Origin of the sequence: Kribbella sp. NPDC026611 (assembly GCF_040638345.1) — a bacterium.
Taxonomy (GTDB): domain Bacteria; phylum Actinomycetota; class Actinomycetes; order Propionibacteriales; family Kribbellaceae; genus Kribbella.
This window is the reverse complement of sequence record NZ_JBEZYC010000010.1, coordinates 60,516-83,520: the sequence shown is the minus strand read 5'-3', so window position 1 is coordinate 83,520 and position 23,005 is coordinate 60,516. Positions and strand designations below refer to the sequence as shown.

26 protein-coding genes are annotated in these 23,005 nt (G+C 66.6%); 14 read left to right on the top strand and 12 right to left on the bottom strand.

Going from position 1 to position 23,005, the window contains the following annotated elements; all coding sequences use genetic code 11:
* Positions 1–233 precede the first annotated feature (233 nt).
* Positions 234–1,532 (bottom strand): cytochrome P450, encoded by a 1,299-nt coding sequence (locus tag AB0E69_RS33605; RefSeq protein ID WP_360155557.1) that lies wholly within the window; start codon positions 1,530–1,532, stop codon positions 234–236.
* On the opposite strand from AB0E69_RS33605, the gene AB0E69_RS33600 reads away from it, so the two are divergent.
* The gene (locus AB0E69_RS33600; protein ID WP_360155554.1) at positions 1,491–2,333 is read left to right on the top strand and encodes a GPR1/FUN34/YaaH family transporter; all 843 of its coding nucleotides are present in this window, start codon (positions 1,491–1,493) and stop codon (positions 2,331–2,333) included. The two genes, AB0E69_RS33605 and AB0E69_RS33600, sit on opposite strands and share 42 nt — an antisense overlap.
* Before the next feature lie 161 nt (positions 2,334–2,494).
* Here AB0E69_RS33600 and AB0E69_RS33595 read toward each other — a convergent pair whose 3' ends face one another.
* Positions 2,495–3,193 (bottom strand): GAF and ANTAR domain-containing protein, encoded by a 699-nt coding sequence (locus AB0E69_RS33595; protein WP_360155551.1) that lies wholly within the window; start codon positions 3,191–3,193, stop codon positions 2,495–2,497.
* A 552-nt stretch (positions 3,194–3,745) separates the two neighbouring features.
* Between AB0E69_RS33595 and AB0E69_RS33590 the strand changes: the two genes are divergently transcribed.
* Entirely contained in the window at positions 3,746–4,405 is a 660-nt protein-coding gene (locus tag AB0E69_RS33590; protein ID WP_360155548.1) for a methyltransferase, read from the top strand.
* A 17-nt stretch (positions 4,406–4,422) separates the two neighbouring features.
* On the opposite strand, the gene AB0E69_RS33585 is transcribed toward AB0E69_RS33590, so the two are convergent.
* Positions 4,423–5,874, bottom strand: coding sequence for a hypothetical protein (locus tag AB0E69_RS33585; RefSeq protein ID WP_360155545.1), 1,452 nt, complete (start codon positions 5,872–5,874; stop codon positions 4,423–4,425).
* A 429-nt stretch (positions 5,875–6,303) separates the two neighbouring features.
* On the opposite strand from AB0E69_RS33585, the gene AB0E69_RS33580 reads away from it, so the two are divergent.
* On the top strand, positions 6,304–6,525 hold the full coding sequence (locus AB0E69_RS33580) for a hypothetical protein (protein ID WP_360155542.1): 222 nt from the start codon (positions 6,304–6,306) through the stop codon (positions 6,523–6,525).
* A 244-nt stretch (positions 6,526–6,769) separates the two neighbouring features.
* On the opposite strand, the gene AB0E69_RS33575 is transcribed toward AB0E69_RS33580, so the two are convergent.
* Together AB0E69_RS33575 and AB0E69_RS33570 are read right to left on the bottom strand one after the other, a co-directional pair.
* Positions 6,770–7,411 (bottom strand): hypothetical protein, encoded by a 642-nt coding sequence (locus AB0E69_RS33575; RefSeq protein ID WP_360155539.1) that lies wholly within the window; start codon positions 7,409–7,411, stop codon positions 6,770–6,772.
* Positions 7,320–7,862, bottom strand: coding sequence for a hypothetical protein (locus tag AB0E69_RS33570; protein WP_360155536.1), 543 nt, complete (start codon positions 7,860–7,862; stop codon positions 7,320–7,322). The genes AB0E69_RS33575 and AB0E69_RS33570 overlap by 92 nt, the downstream gene beginning before the upstream one ends.
* A gap of 163 nt (positions 7,863–8,025) precedes the next feature.
* Here AB0E69_RS33570 and AB0E69_RS33565 point away from each other — a divergent pair, with 163 nt between their 5' ends.
* The 3 genes from AB0E69_RS33565 to AB0E69_RS33555 all read left to right on the top strand — a co-directional run bounded on the left by AB0E69_RS33565 (position 8,026) and on the right by AB0E69_RS33555 (position 9,062).
* Complete coding sequence (locus AB0E69_RS33565) at positions 8,026–8,178, top strand: hypothetical protein (RefSeq protein ID WP_360155533.1); 153 nt, start codon at positions 8,026–8,028, stop codon at positions 8,176–8,178.
* A 276-nt stretch (positions 8,179–8,454) separates the two neighbouring features.
* Complete coding sequence (locus AB0E69_RS33560; protein WP_360155530.1) at positions 8,455–8,646, top strand: helix-turn-helix domain-containing protein; 192 nt, start codon at positions 8,455–8,457, stop codon at positions 8,644–8,646.
* Between the two features lie 134 nt (positions 8,647–8,780).
* Positions 8,781–9,062: a hypothetical protein gene (locus AB0E69_RS33555; protein WP_360155527.1), complete on the top strand. Its 282-nt coding sequence runs from the start codon at positions 8,781–8,783 to the stop codon at positions 9,060–9,062.
* On the opposite strand, the gene AB0E69_RS33550 is transcribed toward AB0E69_RS33555, so the two are convergent.
* The gene (locus tag AB0E69_RS33550; protein ID WP_360155524.1) at positions 9,059–9,952 is read right to left on the bottom strand and encodes a LysR substrate-binding domain-containing protein; all 894 of its coding nucleotides are present in this window, start codon (positions 9,950–9,952) and stop codon (positions 9,059–9,061) included. The two genes, AB0E69_RS33555 and AB0E69_RS33550, sit on opposite strands and share 4 nt — an antisense overlap.
* An 84-nt stretch (positions 9,953–10,036) precedes the next feature.
* On the opposite strand from AB0E69_RS33550, the gene AB0E69_RS33545 reads away from it, so the two are divergent.
* Together AB0E69_RS33545 and AB0E69_RS33540 are read left to right on the top strand one after the other, a co-directional pair.
* On the top strand, positions 10,037–10,612 hold the full coding sequence (locus AB0E69_RS33545; RefSeq protein WP_360155521.1) for a GNAT family N-acetyltransferase: 576 nt from the start codon (positions 10,037–10,039) through the stop codon (positions 10,610–10,612).
* A gap of 217 nt (positions 10,613–10,829) precedes the next feature.
* Positions 10,830–11,924 carry a methyltransferase gene (locus tag AB0E69_RS33540; protein WP_360155518.1) on the top strand — a complete coding sequence of 365 codons (1,095 nt, stop codon included), beginning with the start codon at positions 10,830–10,832 and terminating at the stop codon, positions 11,922–11,924.
* Positions 11,925–12,023: 99 nt separating this feature from the next.
* On the opposite strand, the gene AB0E69_RS33535 is transcribed toward AB0E69_RS33540, so the two are convergent.
* Complete coding sequence (locus AB0E69_RS33535; protein ID WP_360155515.1) at positions 12,024–12,509, bottom strand: cupin domain-containing protein; 486 nt, start codon at positions 12,507–12,509, stop codon at positions 12,024–12,026.
* A gap of 107 nt (positions 12,510–12,616) precedes the next feature.
* Between AB0E69_RS33535 and AB0E69_RS33530 the strand changes: the two genes are divergently transcribed.
* Positions 12,617–13,510, top strand: coding sequence for a LysR family transcriptional regulator (locus tag AB0E69_RS33530; protein ID WP_360155512.1), 894 nt, complete (start codon positions 12,617–12,619; stop codon positions 13,508–13,510).
* Positions 13,511–13,614: 104 nt separating this feature from the next.
* Entirely contained in the window at positions 13,615–14,019 is a 405-nt protein-coding gene (locus AB0E69_RS33525; RefSeq protein ID WP_360155509.1) for a cupin domain-containing protein, read from the top strand.
* Between the two features lie 204 nt (positions 14,020–14,223).
* Here AB0E69_RS33525 and AB0E69_RS33520 read toward each other — a convergent pair whose 3' ends face one another.
* Complete coding sequence (locus tag AB0E69_RS33520; RefSeq protein WP_360155506.1) at positions 14,224–15,144, bottom strand: helix-turn-helix domain-containing protein; 921 nt, start codon at positions 15,142–15,144, stop codon at positions 14,224–14,226.
* A gap of 28 nt (positions 15,145–15,172) precedes the next feature.
* Between AB0E69_RS33520 and AB0E69_RS33515 the strand changes: the two genes are divergently transcribed.
* The 4 genes from AB0E69_RS33515 (at position 15,173) to AB0E69_RS33500 (ending at position 18,877) form a co-directional block, all read left to right on the top strand.
* Positions 15,173–16,510 (top strand): MFS transporter, encoded by a 1,338-nt coding sequence (locus AB0E69_RS33515; protein ID WP_360155503.1) that lies wholly within the window; start codon positions 15,173–15,175, stop codon positions 16,508–16,510.
* A 489-nt stretch (positions 16,511–16,999) separates the two neighbouring features.
* A complete protein-coding gene (locus AB0E69_RS33510) occupies positions 17,000–17,617 on the top strand; it encodes a zf-HC2 domain-containing protein (protein WP_360155500.1) in 618 nt (205 codons plus the stop codon).
* 20 nt (positions 17,618–17,637) lie between these two features.
* A complete protein-coding gene (locus tag AB0E69_RS33505) occupies positions 17,638–18,141 on the top strand; it encodes a hypothetical protein (protein WP_360155497.1) in 504 nt (167 codons plus the stop codon).
* 97 nt (positions 18,142–18,238) lie between these two features.
* Positions 18,239–18,877, top strand: a complete 639-nt coding sequence (locus AB0E69_RS33500; RefSeq protein ID WP_360156205.1) for a cytochrome b/b6 domain-containing protein — start codon at positions 18,239–18,241, stop codon at positions 18,875–18,877.
* A gap of 224 nt (positions 18,878–19,101) precedes the next feature.
* On the opposite strand, the gene AB0E69_RS33495 is transcribed toward AB0E69_RS33500, so the two are convergent.
* The 4 genes from AB0E69_RS33495 to AB0E69_RS33480 form a co-directional block, all read right to left on the bottom strand.
* Positions 19,102–19,911: a MerR family transcriptional regulator gene (locus AB0E69_RS33495; RefSeq protein WP_360155494.1), complete on the bottom strand. Its 810-nt coding sequence runs from the start codon at positions 19,909–19,911 to the stop codon at positions 19,102–19,104.
* On the bottom strand, positions 19,912–20,409 hold the full coding sequence (locus tag AB0E69_RS33490) for a GyrI-like domain-containing protein (protein WP_360155491.1): 498 nt from the start codon (positions 20,407–20,409) through the stop codon (positions 19,912–19,914).
* A gap of 163 nt (positions 20,410–20,572) precedes the next feature.
* Positions 20,573–21,253, bottom strand: a complete 681-nt coding sequence (locus tag AB0E69_RS33485; RefSeq protein WP_360155488.1) for an LLM class flavin-dependent oxidoreductase — start codon at positions 21,251–21,253, stop codon at positions 20,573–20,575.
* 184 nt (positions 21,254–21,437) lie between these two features.
* Positions 21,438–21,824, bottom strand: coding sequence for a DoxX family protein (locus AB0E69_RS33480; RefSeq protein WP_360155485.1), 387 nt, complete (start codon positions 21,822–21,824; stop codon positions 21,438–21,440).
* Between the last annotated feature and the right edge of the window lie 1,181 nt (positions 21,825–23,005).

Sequence of the window (23,005 nt, the reverse complement as noted above, 5' to 3'; positions counted from 1 at the left end):
TCATCCTTTCTCGGCCGACTCATCCGATACCCCGCGAGTGCCCGAGCCGGGCCGCTGCAAACTCCGCTCAGGGCACAGGACCGCATCATCGCGGGTTCTCCTGATCCACCTTTCGGTAGCGCCGGACATACCTTCGCCGTAGCCATGGCCGGACTCGGCCAGGTCTCTTCAGCTCACCAAAGCTGACTCGATAACCTGCTGACGTCCTGCACAGGTGATCGCCAGAACAAGGGCTATTTCCCCAGGATGATGACGAACCCGCTGGCGATCCTGGCGGGAATGCGGCGCAGCGAAATCGAGAGGTTTTGAGGCGGTACGGCGTACTCCAGGCTCGCCAACCGCCGGCACAGCGCCTCGAGGACTCTGATCGTGACCGCCTCGCCCGGGCACCGATGACCGGTGCTCGGATCCCCTCCACCCTGCGGGACCAGTTCGTCGCGCTCCACCGGTCGCTCCAGGAACCGTTCCGGCCGGAACGCGTAGGGATCGCCCCACAGCCCTTTGTCGTGGTTCTGTCCGTACAGGTCGAGGAAGACCATGCAGTCCGCCGCAATCGGCTCGCCCTGCCAGTCGAGGTCCGTGACGGTCATGCCACCAACGAACGGTGCGAACGGGTAGAACCTCCGGATCTCGTGCACGAACGCCGCCCCGTAGGAGGGATCGCCGGTCCGGAGCCGATCGCGGCACTCTTGCCAGCGGTACAGCGCATGTGCGGCGTACACGGCGAACCACGAGATCGCGACAGTTGGTCTGATGATGTTCAGCAACTCCACCGCGGCGATCCGCGGTTCGAGCAGGCGGCCGTCAGCGCCCCGATGAGCCGACACCACATCCAGGACCGATCCCACCGGCGGAACGCAACTGCCGGAGCGCACCCGCTTCACCACATCGGCGAGCCATCGCTCCCTACGGCCGCGCGCGCGACGTGCCCGCCAGTGTCGTGGACCGAGCGTGGCGAAGCCGTCGATCATTGACACCAGGTCCCTTGCGACAGCAGAAGCCTCGGACTCGTCCACCGGGATGCCGGACCAACGACAGACGGCGAGCGTCAGCACCTTGCTGACCTCGTCGAAGAGGACCATTCGGCCCTGCCGGCCGGTCACCGCGTCGTCCCAGGCTTCCGCCACCTGCTCCACCAACGCCGCCACAGCGTCCGGGGCAGTCAGAAGTGAGACGAACATCGCCTTGCGCAGGCGGTGGGTCTCACCGTCGAGGCCATGGACAGCGCCTTTGCCGAACAGCGTCCCTCGCACAGGCTCTGGAAGAGCACCGCCCCGGCGGATGTGGGCCTCGTCGTAGAAGAACCGAACTGCGTCGGGGCCGCGAAGAGCGACAGCAGGCCGCCCCATCAACCGTGCCCGAACCAGGTGGCCGTCGGTGCGGCGAAACAGGCCCGGCAACCAGGCATACCCCTCCGCCATCAGTACTGCGGTGCTGTCCAGACGAGGCAGTCGTGATGCGTTCATGTCCGGCCGGTACCCACCGTCGGCATGCTTGAGCGCGATGCCGGCGTTCTCCGACTCGCGCAACATGGGATCCGCGTGCGGGCACAGTTTTACCGTCTCTCACCCGGGTACCGGTCGGGTCGCCGGGACGTGTCGGCTGAGCATGAGGAGATGGTTGTGACTCGACCAGGACTCGAGACGCCGGCGGAGGCCGGCCCAGCGGAGTTCTCTCAAGAATGCGTCAGGATCGTCGTCAGGCCTGTTGGGGCGCCGCTACCGATCGGCCTCTACTCACTGGCGGCGGCGAGTCTTGTTCTGGCCGGTCTGCAGTTGGGCTGGATCGCACCGACCGAAGGTAAGAACGTTGCACTGGCGCTCCTCGGGTTTGCGTTCCTCGGACAGGCGCTTGCCTCGATTCTCAGCTTTCTGAGCCGCGACGGAACGGTAGCCACGGCGATGGCGATCCTGGCGCTGACTTGGTCGGTGACCGGGTTGATCCTGTTTCGCTCGCCTCCTGGGCGGACCAGCCATGCGCTCGGATTGTTCCTCATTTTCACCGCGACCGCGATGTTGTTGACCTCAGCAACCGCCTCGATCAGCAAACTCGTTGCCGCCGGCGTCTTCCTGCTGGCGGCGATCCGCTTCCTGGTGATCGCGGTCTACGAACTGACCGGTAGCCAGGGCTGGGAGCGGACCGGCGGGGTTATCGGACTCGTCTTGTTCTTGCTCGCGATCTATGCCGCGTTCGCTTCCGAGCTCGAGGACGCTCTTGGACGGACGGTGCTGCCGCTCGGCCGTCGCGGCAAGGGAAAGACTGCGATGGACGGCAGCATGCCCGAGCAGTTCAAGGATCTCTCGACCCAACCCGGTGTGAGAACCAAGTTGTAGACAGCTGGATGGGCATGATCGGCCGGTTGCCGTTCACGATCGATCTCCGGTGGCCGGCGGGCAGGGCGTCTTCCTCCGCGAAGTCGACGCACAGGCCGTAGTGGTCACTGTGGGTCGCGCCGGTTCGAAGATTCGCGTGCACAGACAATCCGGTTCGGAGATCACTCAGCGTTGCGGATGGTGTCGGCGACGAGGCGCTCGGCAACTGTGTGGAGTTTGATGTTGCCGTCCTGGGAGGTCCGGACCAAGAAGGCAAACGCCCTGTCGGGATCGAGGCGGTAGCGCTCCATCAGGATTCCGATCGCCTGCCCGATCAGGCCGCGGCTGGCCAAGGCGTTGGCCAGTGTCTGGTCGTGCTGGGCCCAGCCCATCGCGACGGCCACCATCGTGGCGAACATGGCACTGAGCTGGCGGCTTTCGACGTCGAGGACGTGCGGCCGGTCGGCGTACAGGTTCAGCGCGCCTCGGGCGTGCGGCTTGGCGTCGAACTGGAAGGCGAGCTGGGATCCGAGCCCGAGTGCTGCGGCTTTGGGCCCGTAGGCCGGCCAGCGCTGGTCTGTGGCCAGGTCGTCGACCTGGACCACCGGCTCGGACAAGGCCGCCTCCAGGCAGGGGCCTTCACCGAGTTCGTATTGCAACTCGTCGGCCTTGAGCGGCAGCGCACCGGTGGGCGCCAGCGTGGTGATTTCGCCCCGGCGGGTTGTGACCGAGATGCTGGCGTGGTCGATGGCTGGGACCGCATCGACCACGCTGTGAGTGATCCTGCTCAGCGCCTCGTCCAGGTCGATCGGCACCAGGAGTGTGGTCGCGACCTCGGTCATCAAGTCGATCAGATCGGTGTCACGCGGTCGCGAGTTCACGATGAGCTCCTCCGATCGAATCCGGCTAGTGCCGGCAACGCCACAGTCTGACAGCCAGACCGCATGGCTTGTCTGGACTTTGTCACGCTGGCGGAGGTTTGCGCTACCGTCCCAGGCCTGCGGATTGGCGTCGGGGGTCTCTACCAGCGGCCAGAACCCGACAACCGGCGCCGCTCGCAAGGTTACAGATCCCGGCGGGTGGAAGAACCGTCGGCTTCACGATCCGTCGGCCGCTGAACAGATCGGCCGCACACTCCGAACACTGCGTTCGATCGATCTCGGGAGCTGACGACGAGGCGGGCGGATCGCTCGGCAGTCCGGGCGGCTGGATGCGAAACACGCGTACGGGGTTTCCGGGGAATGGCGGCGGGTACCGCGCCGGTCCCCTTTCGGCGACGGCAAAGGAGCTTTCGTGTTCGACGTCCCTCTTGACCCCGGTCAGCCCCCGGCTGGCGCCGATCCGAGAGTCAAGCTCGAACAGCCGGCATGTCAGCTCGTGCGGACGCTCGGCCCGGCCGCAGTCCTCACTTGGCTCGCAGAGGTGTTCGTTCCATGAGGCTCCTGACCCTGCCCGGCGTCTTCGCGCCCATCTCCGACTCCTGGATGCTCGCCGAAGCCATCCGCCAAGAAACCCTCGGACTGACCGCAACAGCCCTCGACCTCTGCACCGGCAGCGGGGTTCTCGCCCTCACCGCGGTTCAATGTGGCGCAGCCACGACCGCGACAGACGTCTCCCGTCGCGCCTTGCTCACCGTCCAGCTCAACGCGATCCGCTACGGCCTGCGGGTCCGGACGCTCCGTGGGCAGACCTTCGCGCCCGTACACGGCGAGCGGTTCGACCTCATCGTGAGCAACCCTCCGTACGTCCCCTCGGCGAGGCCCGGCGTACCCCGATCCGGCCGATCCCGAGCCTGGGAAGCAGGAAACGACGGACGGATCGTCCTCGACGAGATCTGCGCCGGCGCTGCCGCCCACCTCCGTCCCGGCGGCGTCCTACTCCTCGTGCATTCCTCGCTCATCGGCGTCGACGCAACGCTGTACCGCCTGCAACAGACCGGTCTCGTGGACGTCGACGTACGAGAACGCGTGAGCGGACCACTCGGCCCGCTCATGCGCGCCCAGCAACTCACAGGAACCATCCCACCCGGCATCGACGAAGAAGACGTCGTCATCATCCGCGCCGTGCTACCGAAGTTCCGTACCAGCACCTGAGCCCGCAGTCTCGGCGCTTAGCGCACGACGCGGATGGTCCTGACCGACGGGTCGGCCGCGTCGGGGACAACCATCGTCGCCTCGACACCCGATCGGAGGTAGTCGACGACGCCCCGCGTAATGCGCTCCCCGGGCAGGATGGCCGGGATGCCGGGCGGGTACGGCGTGGCCTGCTCGGCAGCGATCCGGCCCACGGCCTCCTCTGCCGGTACCGTCTCCTGCGCGGCGAAGAAGGCCTCGCGGGGTGACAGCACCTGCTCGAGTTCGAGATCATGCGGCGTTGGCAGCACGACGGACTTCGGTTCGGGCAGCGACGCCCGGGTCAGATCGGTCAGCGCGGAGATCAACCGATCGGCCTGCTTCTGGTCGTCAGCAAACGTGAACTGGGCGATGATCCGCCGGTGATCGGCGAGTCCCACGTTGATCGCGCGCTCCGCTCGGAGCCAGTCGGATGCCTGGTAGCCGGAGATGCCGGCCTCCAGGGTGTCGACCATGATCTGCAACCGGTCCAGGTCGTGGGACGCCTCCTTCGCGACCAGGCGGTCCTCCAGGACATCGAGTCCTGGCAGGTTGTCGATCTCGGCCCGGGCCGCGGTAGCAAGCTTCAGCGCGGCTCCGAGCAGTTCCTGGCCGTGGAACGCCATCTGTCGCCGCCAGCCGTCCATTGCGGCGTACAACAACACGTTAGGACTCGTGGTCGACAGCAGATCAGCGCAGTGGCTCAACCGGACCGGATCGATCAGGTCGCCCTGCAGGTGGAAAACCGAGCCCTGCTCGAAGCCGGCGCCCATCTTGTGGATCGACACCACACAGACGTCCGCGCCGGCATCCATCGCCCACGTCGGAAGGTCGTCGTGGAAGGGCAGGTGCGCGCCCCACGCCTCGTCCACGATCAACGGCTTCCCACGCAGGTGGCACACCTCGGCGATCGCCTCGAGATCACTACAGGTGCCGTACGGCGACGGACTGGTCACCAGCGCACCGACCGCCTCCGGATGCTCGTCGAAGGCACGGTGGAAAGCCTCCGGCGACGGCGGATGCGCCAGATGAAGCTCGGTGTCCCACCGCGGCCGAACCCAGATCGGCTCGATCCCGGTCAGGGTCAGCCCAGCAATTGCCGACTTGTGCGCGTCCCGGCCGATCAGCATCGACTCCCCCGGCGCCGCGACCGCCATCATCGCGCTCTTCACCGACAACGAGCTTCCACACGTCGAGAAGAACGCGTGCTCAGCCCCGACAGCGTCGGCCATCAACTCCTGCGCCTGCTGGACGACCTCGCCCCGGCTCATCCGGTCGTCAAGGCCCCCGGTGGCCAGGACGTCTGAGCGGAACACGTCGGCTCCCAGAGTCCGCAGTACGGCATCGTCGGCACCCAAACCTTGCTTGTGACCCGGCGGGCAGAAGTTCGCATAGTCCCGGCCGTGGTAATCGGCGAGGGCCTCCAGCACCGGGCTGCTGCTCTGATCCATGCCGCCCCGGTACCCGCGGCAACGAATCGTAGACGAAGCTCAGTGAGTGAACGCGCAGAGTCAGGGCGGGTGGGGTGGTGGTGGCGCGGGTGATCAGGATGGTGGGAAACGGTGCCGGGCGCGATGTCGTCGAAGCCGGCCAGCGGATGAGCTGGTATGGATTACGGCCCACGTCTTCCGGAAGACGACAGCGACGGTCCTCGAAGCTGGGCAAACGTCGAGGCAGATCGCTGACCAGCCCGGCCACGCGTTCACCAGCACAACGATGAACGGCCACGTCGCGCGGAGGGCGCGCAACCCAGAGGCCGCACGGCACCTCGCAGAGGCGTACCCAGGTCTTCATGAGCAGTCTGCGGCGTGGTTACTTGGGACCTGTGTTCGTACAGTGAGGTGATAGAGGGGCGCGTGGCCCTTCCTCGGGTTGGTGCTGTGTCGGCTGGCGGACAGTCGTCGTTGCCGTGGATGGTGCTCCCGCGCCTGGACGAGCTCGAAGCCGACCTGGTCCAGCGCCGCGACCATGCCGCCGCCAGCGGCTGGAAAGGTGAGGTCGAAGGCATCGATCTGACTTCGACGTTCCTGCGCAGCAAACGCGTCCAGACTCGGCGGTCCGTCAGCCTCGGTATGCCGGCGCTTCGGCACCAAAGCCGCTGACCACCGTTCAGCCTGCCCGGACAACCTCAGGCCAGCATCTGAACCGCATACAGGCCCCCGATGGCAACCGCGAGACCGCTCAGCAACAGCCGCAGAGCTTTCTCGGGCACGCGCGGCTGCGTCCATGCCTCCTTCTCACTTCCCCGGCAGGTCGGTCAACGGCATCCCCCCGAACCGACACCCAGTTGCGCACCGGCACCCCAGCCGGCAGGGCTGAGCGTCGCACAGAACTACTTTTCCATCATCAGGTCCGCTGGGCTGCCGGCCGGGTCAGCGGGACCACGCGGCGGTCCCCGAAGGAGACCATCGCGTGTACAGGCCAGGCACTGGCGCGCATAAGCGCCGCGAGGCCCCGGCGACCCTGCTGGCGGGCGAGCTTCGGCCCCACGGTGAGCATCAGAGCGGTGAGGGCCGGCATCGGACGTGCGAAGAGCGTGATCTCCTTGATGCGTGCCTCGTCGTCGAGCCGCAGCAGCTGCGCGTCCTCGAATGGCTGGGATCCCAGCTGCGCCCGGTAGAAGACCGAGTACGCGTCGCCCTCGCCGGTCGTGGTGTGGAAGCGGACGTCCTCGACCGCCGTGAATGCCAAGGCCAGGAAGTCGCGAACCTGACCGGACCCCTCCAGGCGGAACTGGTCGGTGACGGCCAGCAGGTTTGCGAGCTGCTGGTCGAAGATGCCGGCAGGATCGAGGCGGCGCAGGATGGTGGCGCGTCCGGCCAGGGGTCCGGCGGTGTAGCGCAGCTTCGGCTTCGCGTCGGTACTGGTGGAGCAGAGCCACGCCGGCTGGACGTGGTCAGCTCCGACGGAAAAGTCCGCTGAGCATTCTGTAGATCGCGAGTTGGCTGCTGGCGAAGTAGTGGTGCTTGGGCAGTTCGTCGGCGACATCCTGCTCGCGCCGCCGGTAGTAGATGTGGCGCTGCACGGGCGGTAGTACGTCCTGGTCGGCGAAGTTGATGCTGGGGATGAACACCATTCCCCACGGTCCGGCGATGGTTTCGATGAACGGCCCGCCCCATTCGTCGCAGTGGGCGCGATTGAGGCGCGCGCATTTGGCGAAGCGTCCCTTGTCGGGGTTGCCGAACCGGGACACTCGCCCGTGGGCGAAGCCCGGGGGCAGCAGTTTCGGGTTGACGAAGGTCGCGTGGTCGGCGTGCATCACGACGTTCTTGGCGCGCACGAAAGTGACGTCGGTGTAGGGCCCTCCCATGAACTGCCGGCAGTACAGGCAGTGGCAGTAGAACCGCTGCATCCGAACCCCTGCGGTCACTTCGAAGGTGTTCGCGCCGCAGGCGCACGAGCCGCGGATGACGGTTTCTGTTGGCGTGTCGGTCGACATGAGCTGTCGCTCCGTTTCGGCAGTGGTGTGGGTCAGTGTCGGCGGAGACCGGAGACGGCGGTCAGCGGAGGAAGAAGTTGAGAAGGGTGTCGGCACGCCTGCCGAAGGGTGCGTGCAGGAGGCGGATGGCGTTCCAGCGGCCCTGCACGTAGATGCCCTTGGGGTGGCTGAGCGTCCGGAATCTCTCCGCGCCGGGCACGCCGAGGAGCAGGCCCGCTGGCAGGACCTGCTCGCACCGCTGATCGAGCCACGCCTGACCGACTCCGAGCACCGCAACCTCGAGGCACGCGCGATCGCCGCCGCAGCGACACCATAACGTCGCTGCCTTCGGCCGTTTGGTGGAGACCCCGAACAGCAGCTCGCCGGGACCAGCGAGGAGGCCCGGCACCGACTGCGCACCGAACAACCGCGAACACGCGTCAGGGTCCGGCGACAGTGAGCCCTCGCGCTTGACGATAGTGCAGACAAGGACATACCTGCTGATCGTGGAGCCCGGCGAGGGCGTGCTCCCTCAGGACATACCGGACAGATCTCTCAAGACCTACCGGACTGAATCTGAGAGTCCGAGCGGGACGGTGTTGAGGCTGCGGGTGTGTCGAAAGCCCGGCTGGTTGTTACCGCGATCGAGATCGAAGGACGTAGCGTTGCCGAGTACGGCGTTGCCCGTCCGTACATCTACGAACTGCTGACCCGGTACCGCGCCGAGGGCGAAGCGGCGTTCGAGCCACGGTCGCGCCGGCCCAGAACAGCCCGACCGCGACATCACAGTCGACGGTCGACCTGATCATCACAGTCCGCGAGCAACGAGTCGAGTCCAGCCTCGACGCGGGTCCGGACACGATCGGCTGGCATCTGGAGCGTCACCAGGTCACCGTCTCGATCAGCACCCTCGCTCGCACACTGACCCGCCAAGGCTTGATGGCGCCACAACCGAAGAAGCGACCGAAGAGCTCCTACATCCGGTTCCAGGCCGAACAACGAAACCTGGCAATCCGACGCAGCCCAGCGGCGTACGGCCGGTTCGTCCAGGTGTGGGACGACACCTCGTACGGCGACGGCGACGGCGACCAGGCGGACCTCTTCGAGGCCGAAGCCGCCGGCGATGCCCTCGAAGAAGCCGAGGCCGAGGGATATGGCGAGCTCTACGCGCAGCACCGTGACACGCCGAGCAGATATCCCTTCATGATCCGCGATCCTTAGGCGCGTCGCGGCGCGGTGCGGCCGGAGTGCACGGCGGCGAGCACGTGGGCACGAAATGCCTCTGCGGCGGGTGTGGGGCGTTCGCCGGCACGCCAGATCAGCGAGATGGGCACCGTCTGCCGCGGGGTGAGCGGGCGGATCGCGAGGCTTGCGTCGTGTGCGGCGACGACCGAGCGGGGCATCAGCGACACGCCGAGCCCGCCGGCGACGAGTTCGCGGATCGTCACCTGGTCGTTGGCTTCGGCAACGATCCGGCTGTCGGGCATCAAGCCGGTCAGCACGTCGCGCAACGCCGACCCGGAACCGTAGGCGACCACCGGCTCCCCGGACAGGCGGTCGACACGCACGTGCTTGGCCCGTGCGAGCCGGTGCTGCGGAGCGGTGATGAGCACGAGTTCGTCGTCGAGCAGCCGGACTCCATCGAGTGCGTCGTGGGCCTCGTGGGCGACGAGGGCGATGACCAGGTCGAGAGTGCCGTCGTGGAGCTGGCCGAGCAGCGCGAAGGCGACGTCCTCGTGCACGGTGACGTTGACTCCGGGATGGGCGCGGGTGAACTCGGCGACCAGTACGGCGGGGTGGAGGTCACCGATGGGCGGGACGCCGCCGAGACGCAGTCGGCCGCGCATCAGCCCGGAGATCGCATCGAGATCGGCCCGTAGGCCGTCCACTTCGGCGAGCGTCCGCCGTACTCGGGCGAGCACGACCTCCCCCGCGTCGGTGACCTCGACGCGGCGGGTGGTTCGGCGCAGCAGTTCGACGCCCAACTCGCGTTCGAGTCGTTGCACCTGCTGCGACAAGGCCGACTGCGCGACATGCAACTCCTGCGCGGCGCTGGTGAACGATCGACGGCGAGCGATCGCGTCGAGGTAGCGCAGCTGCCTCAGCTCCATCTGCGCAATCTATCGCAATTGCTTCTAAGTACGTTCCGATCCTTGTATTGGGAAGATTGATCGTTTCGTGGCACGGTGGTTGCCATGGCCGACTTGTACACCGTGACCACGCCTGAGGTCAGGTTTCTGGATGCCCAGCAGGCCCGCGACCAGACCGTCGTGGACGAACTGGTCCACCTCGTCAACGGAGCCTACGCAGTTGGCGAGGCAGGTCTGTGGCGCGATGGCGCCACCAGGACCGTGCCGGCCGAGATGGCGGACGCGATCGGCAGCGGCGGCGTTCTGGCCGCCACACTCGGAGGCCGATTGGTCGGGTGCGCGTACGTGCGCCCCTTGGACGCGGACACGGCAGACCTCGGGCTCGTGTCGGCCGCACCGCAGCTGTGGGGCAAGGGCATCGGAGGCGAGCTCGTACGCACCGCCGAGCAGCTGATGGGCGAGCGCGGCACGACAATCATGCAACTCGAAGTACTCGTCCCGACGACGCGGGAGCACGAGGGCAAGCGGCGCCTCCGCGCCTGGTACACGCACCTGGGCTACCAGGTCGTCAGAACCGAACCGTTCGAGCACGTCGCAGCACACCTGCAACCTCAACTCGCCACACCCTGCCAATTCCTCATCTTCCACAAACCTCTGACGCCGAACCGACACCGCAACTAGCCGCGAGAAGCACCTGTGGATCGCCCTGCTGATGGCATCGGTAGACCATCGGTATCAGTAGAACAGGAACCTTCTCCGCATCGCCAAGATCCCTCGCGAAGACCTGCGAGAGCATCCTTTCGGGGACGTTCTGCGTGGCCGTGGTCGGCGTTGATCGACGCAGCTGCTCGGACGACGGTGAATTCCGAGCTTCGTACGACGTGAGCAAGGAGAATTCATGCACAACACCCGCGATCAGGCCGCTCCGACCGGGACGAATGCAGCGGCAGAGCCGCGCGATGCCGAACAGGACCTCGCCACGGTCTCGTCGCTGCCGCTGATGCAGCTGTCGATCGGCTTCTGGTCTTTCAAGGCGCTCGCGTCTGCAGAAGAACTGGACCTCTTCGCGCGTCTGTCCGGCACCGACGGTCAAACCGTCGACGAACTTGCCGAGCTGCTGGGCTTCGAACTTCGGCCCGTCGAGTTGCTGGTGACCGCGTGCGCGTCCATCGGGTTGCTCGAAAGCCGCGACGGGCGCTACGTCAACAGCGCACTGGCTGAGGAGTATCTCGTTCCCGACAAACAGTACAACTTCGGCGGGTGGGTGCGGATGCTCGACCGCCGGCTCTACCCGGCGTGGGGCAGACTGACCGAGGCGGTGCGGACCAACCGGCCGACGAGCTGGAATCCCGATGAGCAAGCGCACTTGTTCGACAGCGAGGACCCTGAACTGCTGGCCCTGTTCTGGGAGGCGATGCACTCGCTGTCGACGCTTACCGCGCGCGAACTCGGCGTACACGTCGACCTGTCCGACTCCACCGCCCTGCTCGACATCGGCGGCGGGTCCGGGGCCTACGACATCGAGTTGTGCAGGCGCTACCCCAACCTGCGGGCAACGGTGTTCGACCTGCCACCGGTCTGCGAGATCGCCGCGACGAAGGTCGTGGCAGCAGGCTCGCAGGACCGGATCGCGGTCAGCCCGGGCGACTTCCTCGCCGATCCCGAACTCCCAGCAGGGTACGACGTCATGCTGCTGTCGATGATCATGCACGACTGGACGCCCGAGCAGGACCTGGCGATCTTGCGCAAGTGCTTTGCGGCTTTGCCTCCCGGCGGGCGGATCGTGATCAGCGAGTTGCTGGTCAACGACGACAAGACCGGGCCACCTGCGGCCGCCTTGATGAGCCTGAACATGCTGGTGGAAGCGGCGGGTCGCAACTACACCGCGGCGGAGTACGAGCGATGGCTCCACGCCACCGGGTTCGTCGACGTCCAGATGGTGTCGTTCGAGGCTCCCGGCGCGAACGGCGCAGTCCTCGCCCGCAAACCATGACGGCACCGGCCGGACCCCGACCGAGCTCGCCCGCTCGCGCGACCCAGAAATCGCGTGAGCGCTTTGTGCTATTTCGTTGGCGACGCCAACAATAGGGGGTCAGGGCAGGGGTGGTGGGGCGAGGATGGTGATGCCGTGCTGGGCGGCTGTTCGCCTCACCTCGGCGAGGTCGGGGCGTTCGGTCGATTCGGGTGGCAGGGTCAGGGCTTCGGCCGGCTGTCCGACCTCCGCTGCGAACCTCTCGAACCCGCCAGGCAGGTGCAGGGTCAGGAAGCGGGCGGTCGGCGAAGTGACGACGTACGCGTGGCGAAGCCGTCTCGGGAGCGTGACGACCGTACCAGCCGTCGCGGTGTGGTCCTCCTCGCCGGCAAAGACCCGGAGTACGCCGTCGAGCACGAACAGGGTCTCGTCCTCATCGTCATGAATGTGGACCGGGCTCCCGCTGCCGCGGCGGGCGAGGTTGTCGGTGAGCGAGAACGCACCAGCGGTCTGTTCGCTGCTGATGCGGATCTGGGACAGAACGCCGAGAAACCAGATCGCCGTCTGTTCGTCCTCGCTCGAGATCACGGCGCGGCGTGTGGGCATCACGGCTCAGGTCCTCCTCGGTATTTCGCATGCTGTTCGGATCCAGCCAAACGCCTCCGATGGATGATGTCCAAGGCTGATCCAGCGGGGATTGATAACGTGAATGCATGGATGTCGATGCCCGGTTGTGGCGGTCGTTCGCTGCGGTCGCGGACGAGTTGCACTACGGCCGGGCCGCCGAGCGCCTACGCATCACCCAGCCTGCTTTGTCACGGCAGATCCGCGATCTGGAACGAACCCTCGGTGTCCGGCTGTTCGACCGGACCAGCCGCCGGGTCGTTCTCAGCCCGACCGGGCGAGCGGTTCTGGAGCTGGCTCGGCGGGCATTGACCGAATCCGACCGCGCGATCCGGCTGGCCAAGCATGCGGCCGCGGGGACCTGGGGTGAGCTGGCGATCTCGATACTTCCATCGGCGGCGCTCGGGCAGTTACCGGCGATTGTGCGCGCGTTCCGCACCACGCATCCGGACGTCGGGGTCCGGATCGTCGAGAGCTTCGACGACGAGCAGTTGGCGGCGCTGGCGAGCGGGCGGTCCGATGTCAGTTTCCTGCGAACCTCCGCCGCGCCCGCCGGCATAGAGCTGCACCCGTTGCTCACCGAGCCGGTGCTCGTGGCGTTGGCTGCCGGTCATCGGCTGGTACGGCGCGATCGGATCGAACTGTCCGAACTAGCTGATGAACCGTTCGTGTTCTTTCCGCGGCATCGATCTGTGCTCGCGTACGACGAGTTCATCGCGGCCTGTCGCGCGGCCGGTTTCAGTCCGTCGATCGTCCAGGAGGCCAGCGGCATCTCCGCCCTCGGTCTCGTCGCCGCAGGCCTCGGCATAACGATTGTTGCCGCGTCGTACGGCGCTGTATCGGTCGAGGGCGTCCACTTCGTCCCAGTCGATGGTCATCAGCTCACGCTCCAGCTGGCGTGGTCAGCGGACAACACCAATCCAGCTCTCCCCAGCTTCCTGGTGACCGCCCGCGAGACTGCCACCCGGCTGAATGGGTCTTGAGCGCACAGGCGTTGACATCGAGCGCACGGTCCGGTCGACGAACTGCTGCCGCACGAGCCTGCTGGTTACGGTCGCGGACAGACCCCCCAGCGAGAGGCGACGAGATGACCGACATCGGCGACCGCAGTTACGTGCTCGGACAGGGGCTCCGGGCAACGATCCTGGCCACGGGCGAGGAGACTGGTGGCAGGCACGATCTGAGTGATACCTGGCAGCCGGCCGGCGAGATGACGCCGTTGCATCTCCACACCCGGTACGAGGAACGCCTGTGGGTGGTGTCAGGTGGCCTGAGTGTGTGGGCGGGCGACGAGTTCGTCGAGCTCCGGTCCGGTGACTACTACCGGATCCCGACGCACGTCCCGCACGCGATCCGCAGCGGGCCGATCGGCTGCCACGCCCTGCACATCTCGACCCCGGCCGGCTTCGCCGAACTGATCGCCCGCTCCGCTACCCCGGCTCGACTCGCGACGCCCTCCACGAGATGGACCTCGACCTCTTCATGGCCGTGACCACCGAACTCGGTGACGTCGTCCTCGGTCCAGCCGGCGCCCTCCCGGCTGATCAGTGATGCCCGGAGAGCACTCAGCGCTTGAAATGGGGCACGCTCCAGCTTCTGGTGTCGGCGTCTACGGCGACGGCGGGTCCGAGGAAGTGCTCGGTGGTTGCGATCTGGCAAGGTCCGCTACCTCGGACTGAGACCGGTGCGTACGTCGTCATCCGTCCATCCGCTCCGCGACAGACGAGAACGCCGCCCGGAACTCGCCCGGCGGAAGACCGTACTCCCGCTTGAAGGCGCGGCTGAAATGACCGGGATCGGCCAGACCCCAGCTCGCCCCGATCGCGGCCACCGGACGACCGCACTGCTCCGGATCGAGCAGGTCGCGGCGCGCTCGGTCGAGCCGGCGCCGCCGGATCAGCTCAGCAACGCCTTGGCCAGTGGGCTCGAAGAGCCGATGCAGGAAGCGCAGTGAGATGTGGTGAGCCGCGGCGACGCCGGCCGGCGAGAGAGTCTTGTCGGCAAGGTTCTGCTCGATGTACGCACGGCATCGCACCAGCAGTTCGCGGCGGTGTATCTCCGGTGACACCGCCGAAGGCCGATCGGCCTTGGCGGCCAGACCGGCGTGGATCAAGTCGAGTACTGCACCGCCGATCCGCGCACCGGACGCGCCGTCGTCGGCATCAAGGTGCTGGGGCAACTGGCGGACCAGGCCCGATACCAAGGCCGCGGTACCCGCCTCGCCAGAAATCCGCGCACCGATGAACGGATCGATCTCACTCGTTCGCAGCGGACTGAGCAGCTTGGGATACGTGACGAGGATGACCCGACGCGACGAGTACTTGCATCGCATCGGCCGGGACAGATCGACCACGCCCAGATCTCCCGGCCGGAATCGCGCCGTCCGGCCGTCCTGCTCCCCGATCGACATGCCATCCGCCTGAACGAACAACGCGTACCGCTCGTCGTCGTCCGAGCGGATGTCCCGCGAGTCCCGCACCGCCTCGCCCGGGCCGTTGTGGGAATCGATCACCCGCATCGGTCCGACATCGGCCATCGTCACGCTGTCCGCGCCGCGGCCCTCACGACGTACATGCATCGCGACAAACCCCGGCACCGCGATCGGCTGCCAGTTCATCCCTCCACTCTGCGCGATCGCCGCCTCGATGCCAACCGCGATCCTTGCCGGTCCAAAGCTTCGATACCCGGAACGCGGCCGCGCAACCGCTCTCACGAACGTGCATGCGCGCAACGACAAGGGTCTGGCGTCCGATGCTGAGGCGGTGGCAGCTACAGCTCGACAGACTCGAACGGTGACCCCACGAAACTCGCGGCAAGCCTCGCTCTCACTGGCCGCTGTCTCATTCGCAGTTGGCACGGATGGCTTCGTGACGGCGGGATTGTTGCCACTGGTGTCGAAGTCTCTCGACGTCTCGGTCGCCTCCGCAGGCCAGATGGTGACGCTCTACGCACTGGCGTACGCGATCGCCGCTCCCGTGATGGCGGCTCTAATCGCCAGCTGGCCCCGACGCCTGGTTCTGCTCGTCGGTCTGTGTACGTTCGTCGCCGCCAACTTGGCGACGGCCGCCGCCCCTACCCTGGCCTGGCTACTTGTCAGCCGGGCCGCCGCTGGAACTGCGGGCTCGTTGGCAACACCCACGGCCATGGCAGCGGCAAGCGAACTGGTTCCCCCAGAACGACGCGGCCGCGCTCTCGCCATCGTCGTCGGCGGTCTGTCATTCGCGACCGCACTGGGCTCACCGCTCGGTCTCTTGATCGCAGCGGCCGGCCACTGGCGTACGACGCTCTTCTTCGTCGCAGCCCTCGGCGTGGCAGCCGCAATCGGCGTCGCGCGCACAATCCCCGCGTCCCGCCCATCCAGTCCGGCACCCAGCATGAAAGCGCGGCTGATAGTTGTCCGCGACCTGCGCGTACTGCGGGTGCTCATCACCAGCTTCGCAGCGTTCACCGGCTATTACGTGGTCTACACCTACATAGCGGTCGTCCTGCAGCCGGCGGCCGGCAATCGGGAGGCAGTCCTGACGGCCCTTCTCGTCATGTACGGCGTCAGCGGGCTCGTCGGCAACCACCTCGCAGGACAGGCCGTGGATCGCTGGGGCCCCCACCGCGTCGGTCTCATCGCCCTGCTGGTGTCCGGAGGCAACATGGCGATCCTGTCCTGGACGCGCACCTCGCTGCCTGCTGCTGCTGTTGCCATGACCATCTGGGGCCTGAGCGCCTGGAGCATGCCAGTCGTACAGTCCCACCGGCTCGTCACAATCAACCCAGCCACAGCACCACTGCTCACCGGCCTGAACAGCTCGATCGTCTACCTCGCAGTCTCGAGCGCCGCCTGCGCAGGAGGTGCCGCACTGACCTGGTCCGGTCCCAGCATCCTCCCGATCCTCGCCGCGGCATGCGTCGCACTGGCCGTCGCGTCCGTCGCCGGCGCGTACCGCTCGCCCGTGGACTCGCCCGCGTCGACCGTGCGGTTCACGCCTTGAAGTACTTCTCTGTACAAGGTTGAGAAGCCCGCATGCCTCCTCGTACCGCCAGGTCCGATTGGTCGGCTGTGCAGACGACGCTTCCGCACTGAACCGTGGGCAGCATTCCGGTCAGTGAGGAAGTTCAGGTAACCGCAGTAATGATCGGCCGGCTCGATACGGTGTTCAGTCCGAGCATCGAACCGATGCCCAGGGCATCCATCGCACACTGGCGGACCTAATCGCGGACAGAGGGACGCCGGGTCATGCCCGCGCCGTGTTCTCGGCCGGCCCGGCGCGCTCATCATTGAACCTGGGGCGAGCGGCCTGCGTAGTGCTTGGTATGAGTGGCGTGCGGCTACTGAACGAGCACGCGGGCTCCTGCGACCGTTTGCTTGGCGAGGGCATCGTCCACGAAGCCCCTGTGGGGGCATGGCTGCCCGTCCGCACGGTCCGGTCGAGAGGTCGGTGCGGACTGCGCGCGCTGAACGAACGCGGGGTGGACGGATCATGACCTGCCCGACAGTGACGGACCTCGGGCCCTATGTCCTCGGAGGCCTTGAGCCGGAGGAGTATGCGGACGTCCGCAGGCACCTGGACCACTGCGTGCAGTGCCGCGACGCACTCGAGGAGATCGCCTGGATTCCTGCCTCGCTGGACAAGCTCCCCACCGAAGAGATCGAACGACTCATCGCACAACACAGAATCCGGCAGACCGCCGGCACGACCGCTCGGCGTCAGCGGTGGCTCGCCGCGGCCGCCATGGTGCTCGCCGTCATCGGCGCCACAACCGCAGTAGCGCACGTTCCCGGGTCGATGAACGCGGGCTCGACAATGCAGACCGTCGATCCGCACACACGCGTCACCGCCACGCTCGCCATGACTCCCCGAGGCGCCAAGACCGGTCTCCGGTTGAAGCTGGCCGGCGTTGCGCCGGGCGAGCGCTGCTCGTTGATCTCGCGCACCAAGGCCGGTCGTACCGAGGTCACCGCCACCTGGGTGGCGAGCTATCGCGGTACCGCGGACATTCCCGCAACCACAGCGATTCCAGCCACGCAACTGAGTGGGTTCGACATCGTCACCGCTGATGACCGGGTCCTGGCGCGACTCGCAGTACCCCATCGATGAACAGACAAAGGAGAAAGTCCATGAGGAACATCCGACAGCTGCGAGCCGGTGCGGCCGCTGCAACGCTCCTGATCCCGGTCGTCTTGGTTGCTTGCAGCAACCAAGACGACGCCGGTGCCGGCGGCGGCTCTTCGATCTCGATCACCGAGCCGGCCAACGACGCAAAAGTCAACCTTCCATTCACCGTGAAGGTCAAAGCCGGCGTGCCGCTCGGACCGACCGAATCCGGCAAGAATCATGTGCATCTCTGGCTCGACAACGACTCGGAGAACTACCTCGTCGTCGAGTCCGACACCGCGACCGTTTCGCCAGGCATGAAGGCCACCTTGACCGGCAAGCCGCTTGGCCTCGCCCCGGGCAAGCACGTCATCCACATCTCGCTGCGGAACGCGAACCACTCGGCCGCCGGTGCCGAGACGCAGATCCCGGTCGAGCTCGGCAGCGGAAGCGTCCCGGCACCAAGCCCGGCGCCGACATCCACCGACACACTGTCGCCCCAGCCGGGCAACGGGAACGGATACTGACGTCGTGGCCGGACGCATCCGGGACCGCCTGCGCAACCAGGGGAACGGTCGACCATGGCACGCGCGTCATCCCGCCGGCGCCTGCCGGCAGACAGTTATGCGCTACAACCGGCGGACTCGGTGGTACCACGCGGCCGTGTACGTCGTCGTGCTCGTGTTACTCGCCACCGGGTGGTGGTTGCGCACCGGGCAAGAAGGCCGACCGAGCATCCTGGCCCGGCTCACCAGGACTCCCGATACCATGTTGCACACGATTGCGGGCTGGGTGCTCACCGGTCTGGTCACGGTGGGCACCACTGTCGGCCTCCGCGCCGCCCGGACGTTCGCGCTGGAATCGGTACGGGCCGACCGTGGCGATCTGCGCTGGTTCGCGCGCTGGCCGGCCGCTGTCTTCACCGGCCGATTCGCCCGCCACCGTGGCCACTTCGACCCCGGACAGCGCGTGGCGAACGTCGTACTCGTCATCCTGCTGACCGCCCTGGTCGCGAGTGGCGTCGGGCTTACCGTCGTCGTCGGCGGGTCCGGGTTCGTCTGGTTGCAACGGGTGCACCGCTGGTCGACGTACCTGATCACCCCGGTGCTGGCGGGGCACATCCTGATCGCGTCCGGCATCCTGCCGGGCTACCGCGGCGTGGCCCGCGCAATGCACCTCGGCGGACGCCTCCGGGTCGAAACCGCCCGCCGCATCTGGCCCGAATGGCTAGAAAACCAGTCCAACAACCACAAACCAAGATGATCCCCGAAGCCCCCACAGACGCAACTCGCCCATCACGCGACAACAGCATTGACCGGCCCGTTGCTCCGACTCGGTCGGCCGTCCCGAGCGTCTGGCTGAACGGTGCCGTACGACCCCCTTCTTTGCTATCGGCAACCAGAGTCTCCGGATGCCCGTCAAGCGAGCCGTGTCGCGCCGGCGCGGGCTGACCAAGCGCGGCTCAACTCATGCGGCACGCGGCGGGCCTATGCGATCGGGAATATGACGTCGCACGCCTCGTCGGTGGGCGCTGCTGATGCCGGGTCGAAATCGGCACGGTACATCTCGCGCGGCGAACCGATGCGCCGCCGACCGTGCTGGTCGATCCACCGCTCAACAGCGTCATACGCGGACAGGATCTGCGGCCACCCGAACTGCGCCTTCGTCACCGAGACGTACGCCTGCCGGTGCGCCGGCTCGCGGCGGGTCGCCGTCGACTCGGTAGTCACCGGAATGCATATCTCGATGGGACCTATGCTGTCCTCGTTCACTTCCCCGTGGTAAATGACGAACCGTTCGCCGGACGCTCCACCGTGGGCAGCCGCGCTTCTCGTCAGCTGCTCGGTCATGTCCGCGGTGGTTGCCGTCAACGCGGCAATGTCGACCGCGCAGGTTTCGCTGACCACGATCTGTTCGGGCTGGTCGCGCTCGCGGATGTCGAATGTCGCGAACCGGGATTCCCCCCAAAGCAGGCTCTGCCGCAACTCCTCGGCCAACTCGCGCTGTGCGGCGAGTCGGCGTTCCACCCACTCCCAATACGAGGTGAGGACACTGGCACCGACCTCGCCGGCCACGGAAATGACCCGAACCACCTCGGACAGCGGCATGTCGAGCCGACGCAGCCCGACGATCAGCCGAGCGGTGAAGAGTTGACTCTCACGATAGCGGCGATACCCGGTCTGTGGGTCGATCTCCGCCGGCAGCAACAGGCCCAGCCGCTTGTACAACCGGAGCGCCTTGATCGAGAGACGGGATCGGCGGGCGAACACGCCGATCGTCAACAGCGGTTCGGCCACCTAATCGGCCAGGCGGAACGCGAGCTCGGTCTCCCACTTATTCATATCCGGCTGGTCCTGCGGATTGGTGTGGTAGACCTCCAGTCGGCAGCCCCAACGCTCGCCCTCCGGCGACGGCGAGACATCCCAGCGCAAGCCCTGACCGTCGGCCCACTCGAGCAGCGAGCCCGTCGCGTCGATCAACGTCTGCGGGGCGCCGATGTGTCGCAGCGTGGCATAACGCCCTGCAGGCAGCACACCCGCGTGCACCCGCTCATCGCCGCCGACCGGCTCCTGGGTCGGCTCGCCAGCCTCGATCTGGAGGTAGCGGCTCATGTCAATGACCGTATATCGCCAAAACGCCGGCCCCGACGACTTCACACCATGCATCCCGAGCCAACGGGACACCTCCTCACTCAGCGGCGGCACTGCCGTGCCAATCTCCGCCATCCTGACCTTCGCGCTGATCGCGACGTACGGCTGTGAGGCTCGTTCGATAATGGTCGGTTCTGTATTCATGCCGACAGGATCCAACCAGCCCCAAGGGCAAGGTCAAGACTCCAGTTGGTAACTAACGTCGTGAGTCGACCAGTCGTCTGCAGCCACCGCCCCGTCCGGTGGCCCGGAGCTGGGGAGTCCTGCCTGTCGAATCCATTGCGCGCGGCTGAGCGGCGGTGCGACCTCAGGTCAACATTGCCCGTGCTTGTGCGACGAGTTCGCATTGACGCATCCACTGCGCACCGACCGAGCCGATGCCTGGCGACACGATCACGCAGTCCGCTCCGGCCGCGGCGTACTGGGCGACGCGTTCGGCCGTGAGTTGGCGCAGTTTAGCCACGCCGGCCGCCAGCGTGTGCGGTGCGATCTGGGAGGGGAGCCATCCGTCGCCGTAGCTCGCGGGTCGGTGAATTGCCGTGTCGGAGTTCCCGCCGATGAGGATGGGTGGTACCGGTGCTCCGGGCGCCGGCGTGACGATTTGTTCACCCGGTTGATGCATTAACTGGGTCGGCTCGCCTGCTATGAGCCGGGCAAGGACGGCGAGCGCGGCGTCGGTCCGTCGGCCCCGGTCCCGGCGCGCGACGCCAATCGCCCGCCAGAAAGGCGCATCCGCCGGAGCCCGCCCCGAGCAGGACGCGGTTTCGGCTGACGTGCTGGAGCGCCTGCACCTGTGCAGCCAGCCAGGCGAGGTCGTAGCGGCAGGCTGAGTACGCCGAAACCGATGCCGACCCCGATCGGTGGCCGCGGACGCGAGTGCGATGCTGGCCTCCGGCGCGGGCGTACCGGCTCCGATGATGAGGTCGGCGGCCCATACAGAGTCGAGCCCGAGCGCCTCGACGTGTCGCGCTGCGACGGCTACGTCCATGTGTCTGGGCGCTTCCTCTTCGCCAAGCATGGGCGGCCGATCCCGATCGTGACGGCGTGCCGTGCGTGGGTTGCTGCGCTCATGACAGACCTGCTCCAATCGTCTGCACCCCTTCGACTCAGGCCGGCCCAGCTGCTCTCGAAAGTCCACAGCAGGACGAAACGTGTAGACAAACCGGGCTGGCTCAGTTCACGAACGACTCGGGGCCGAAGCGGCCCCAGGCCACAAAGACGGCCATGGCGAGATAGACCAGGTCTGGCACGATCGTTGCCTTCTCGCCACGGCCCAGGCGCATGATCACTGCGCCTACGAACAACAACGCCACACAGGTGGCAGTCACCGGTACCAGAATCGGCACGATGTCGAGTGCGGCCGGCAGGATCAGGCCGGCCGCACCCAGGATTTCGAGGACTCCGATAGCCCTCAAGGCCGCAGGGCTAAAGTCCAAAACCCATTCCGCCGCAGCGCCGCCCAGCGACGCCAACTTCTCCCTGGGCACGAACATCTTGGAGGTGCTGACCAGTAAAACAGCAGCCAGTACTCCGGCCACGATCCACAGAACGACATTCATGAGTGTCTCTGCCCTCATGCCTCATGATCGGCAGTAATGCGGCTCACAGCGTTGCCCTCGGATCCGCCGCACGCTGGTCGGCAGCGGTCCGACGCGCGAGGGCGTGGCAAGACGATCACCCTCATGCGACTCGTACCCGTCACTGCCAGCGGCAAACACGACAACGTAGCGTTGCTCGATCGAACCGGAACGGACAGACATGACTCCGACGGCACAAGCGCGCTGAGACCTGTCGCCCCTGCGGATGAGGGCGTCGCGGGAATCTCCATGAGGACAGACGTCGCGCGTCTGCGTGCCCGTAGCCGCTCGCGATGCATGCATGCCGGCGGCTGGTCGTCTCGCGTGATCTACCCAGGCTGGACACGCCCTCGAACGCTTGGGCCTCCACTCGCAGGACAGCTCTGTCGGAGCCAACCCTGTGAAGGTAGTGCCGCAACTACCTGCGCTGGCGATCCTCAAAACTTGCTTGTCGGCCGCGCAGTCCTCCGGCTGGTGAGGGGTCAGCTGCCGTGATTCCGGGCCGGGCCGACCCGCGGAGACTGGATCAGCTCGGACAGTTGGCCTCCTCAACCCAGCCTTGCGTTCAGGTTCCCGCGGCCGCGGTTTTCCCGGTCGAACCTGCGACGGACCTCGTGATCGGCCACAGCGATCTCGTGAGCGGCTACCGCCTCGTTGCGGAACCACCCGGATTGAGGATCTGCTGGATGGTTACCAGGGTCGCTACGAGCTTTGGAGGTGATGATGATGAGCTTCGACCGCCCCAGGTTCCGTGCGAAGAACGACTCCGGCATTGAAACGACCGAGATTCACCGGAACGATCGGCTCGACCCGATCTGATCGACCCTGGCGGCGATGCGCGACTGCCCGAACAGGACCAGGTATGGCGTGCCCCGAAGGAACAGGACGTGACCGAAGGCGAACAAGGCACGCCGGTCGAACCGCCAGACTGAGCACCTCGACCGATTGTCCGCGCCTGGCGAGGAGGACATCTCGATGGGCTCGAACAGGGTCGAGTTCGTCAGTCCGGTCTGCCTCATATACCGGCGCCCAGAACTGGAGCGCGACCTGGGGGTTTCTCAGCACGAAGTAGTTGAACAGGAACAACCTGGCCGCGACTTGTCGGCATCGCCAAGTGACGTGACACAGCGGGCAGCCATGACGTGCAGCTCGGTAGAGGCTGG

What these genes read in the sequence shown, in the direction of transcription:
- AB0E69_RS33490 (WP_360155491.1), bottom strand. Translation starts at nt 20,409, where the DNA reads ATGAATACAGAACCGACCATTATCGAACGAGCCTCACAGCCGTACGTC.
- AB0E69_RS33590 (WP_360155548.1), top strand. Translation starts at nt 3,746, where the DNA reads ATGAGGCTCCTGACCCTGCCCGGCGTCTTCGCGCCCATCTCCGACTCC.
- AB0E69_RS33525 (WP_360155509.1), top strand. Translation starts at nt 13,615, where the DNA reads ATGACCGACATCGGCGACCGCAGTTACGTGCTCGGACAGGGGCTCCGG.
- AB0E69_RS33585 (WP_360155545.1), bottom strand. Translation starts at nt 5,874, where the DNA reads ATGGATCAGAGCAGCAGCCCGGTGCTGGAGGCCCTCGCCGATTACCAC.
- AB0E69_RS33520 (WP_360155506.1), bottom strand. Translation starts at nt 15,144, where the DNA reads ATGAACTGGCAGCCGATCGCGGTGCCGGGGTTTGTCGCGATGCATGTA.
- AB0E69_RS33510 (WP_360155500.1), top strand. Translation starts at nt 17,000, where the DNA reads ATGACCTGCCCGACAGTGACGGACCTCGGGCCCTATGTCCTCGGAGGC.
- AB0E69_RS33485 (WP_360155488.1), bottom strand. Translation starts at nt 21,253, where the DNA reads ATGGACGTAGCCGTCGCAGCGCGACACGTCGAGGCGCTCGGGCTCGAC.
- AB0E69_RS33540 (WP_360155518.1), top strand. Translation starts at nt 10,830, where the DNA reads ATGCACAACACCCGCGATCAGGCCGCTCCGACCGGGACGAATGCAGCG.
- AB0E69_RS33530 (WP_360155512.1), top strand. Translation starts at nt 12,617, where the DNA reads ATGGATGTCGATGCCCGGTTGTGGCGGTCGTTCGCTGCGGTCGCGGAC.
- AB0E69_RS33505 (WP_360155497.1), top strand. Translation starts at nt 17,638, where the DNA reads ATGAGGAACATCCGACAGCTGCGAGCCGGTGCGGCCGCTGCAACGCTC.
- AB0E69_RS33555 (WP_360155527.1), top strand. Translation starts at nt 8,781, where the DNA reads ATGGCGCCACAACCGAAGAAGCGACCGAAGAGCTCCTACATCCGGTTC.
- AB0E69_RS33480 (WP_360155485.1), bottom strand. Translation starts at nt 21,824, where the DNA reads ATGAATGTCGTTCTGTGGATCGTGGCCGGAGTACTGGCTGCTGTTTTA.
- AB0E69_RS33605 (WP_360155557.1), bottom strand. Translation starts at nt 1,532, where the DNA reads ATGTTGCGCGAGTCGGAGAACGCCGGCATCGCGCTCAAGCATGCCGAC.
- AB0E69_RS33515 (WP_360155503.1), top strand. Translation starts at nt 15,173, where the DNA reads ATGCCAACCGCGATCCTTGCCGGTCCAAAGCTTCGATACCCGGAACGC.
- AB0E69_RS33575 (WP_360155539.1), bottom strand. Translation starts at nt 7,411, where the DNA reads ATGTCGCCGACGAACTGCCCAAGCACCACTACTTCGCCAGCAGCCAAC.
- AB0E69_RS33500 (WP_360156205.1), top strand. Translation starts at nt 18,239, where the DNA reads ATGCGCTACAACCGGCGGACTCGGTGGTACCACGCGGCCGTGTACGTC.
- AB0E69_RS33550 (WP_360155524.1), bottom strand. Translation starts at nt 9,952, where the DNA reads ATGGAGCTGAGGCAGCTGCGCTACCTCGACGCGATCGCTCGCCGTCGA.
- AB0E69_RS33570 (WP_360155536.1), bottom strand. Translation starts at nt 7,862, where the DNA reads ATGTCGACCGACACGCCAACAGAAACCGTCATCCGCGGCTCGTGCGCC.
- AB0E69_RS33545 (WP_360155521.1), top strand. Translation starts at nt 10,037, where the DNA reads ATGGCCGACTTGTACACCGTGACCACGCCTGAGGTCAGGTTTCTGGAT.
- AB0E69_RS33600 (WP_360155554.1), top strand. Translation starts at nt 1,491, where the DNA reads ATGCTTGAGCGCGATGCCGGCGTTCTCCGACTCGCGCAACATGGGATC.
- AB0E69_RS33535 (WP_360155515.1), bottom strand. Translation starts at nt 12,509, where the DNA reads ATGCCCACACGCCGCGCCGTGATCTCGAGCGAGGACGAACAGACGGCG.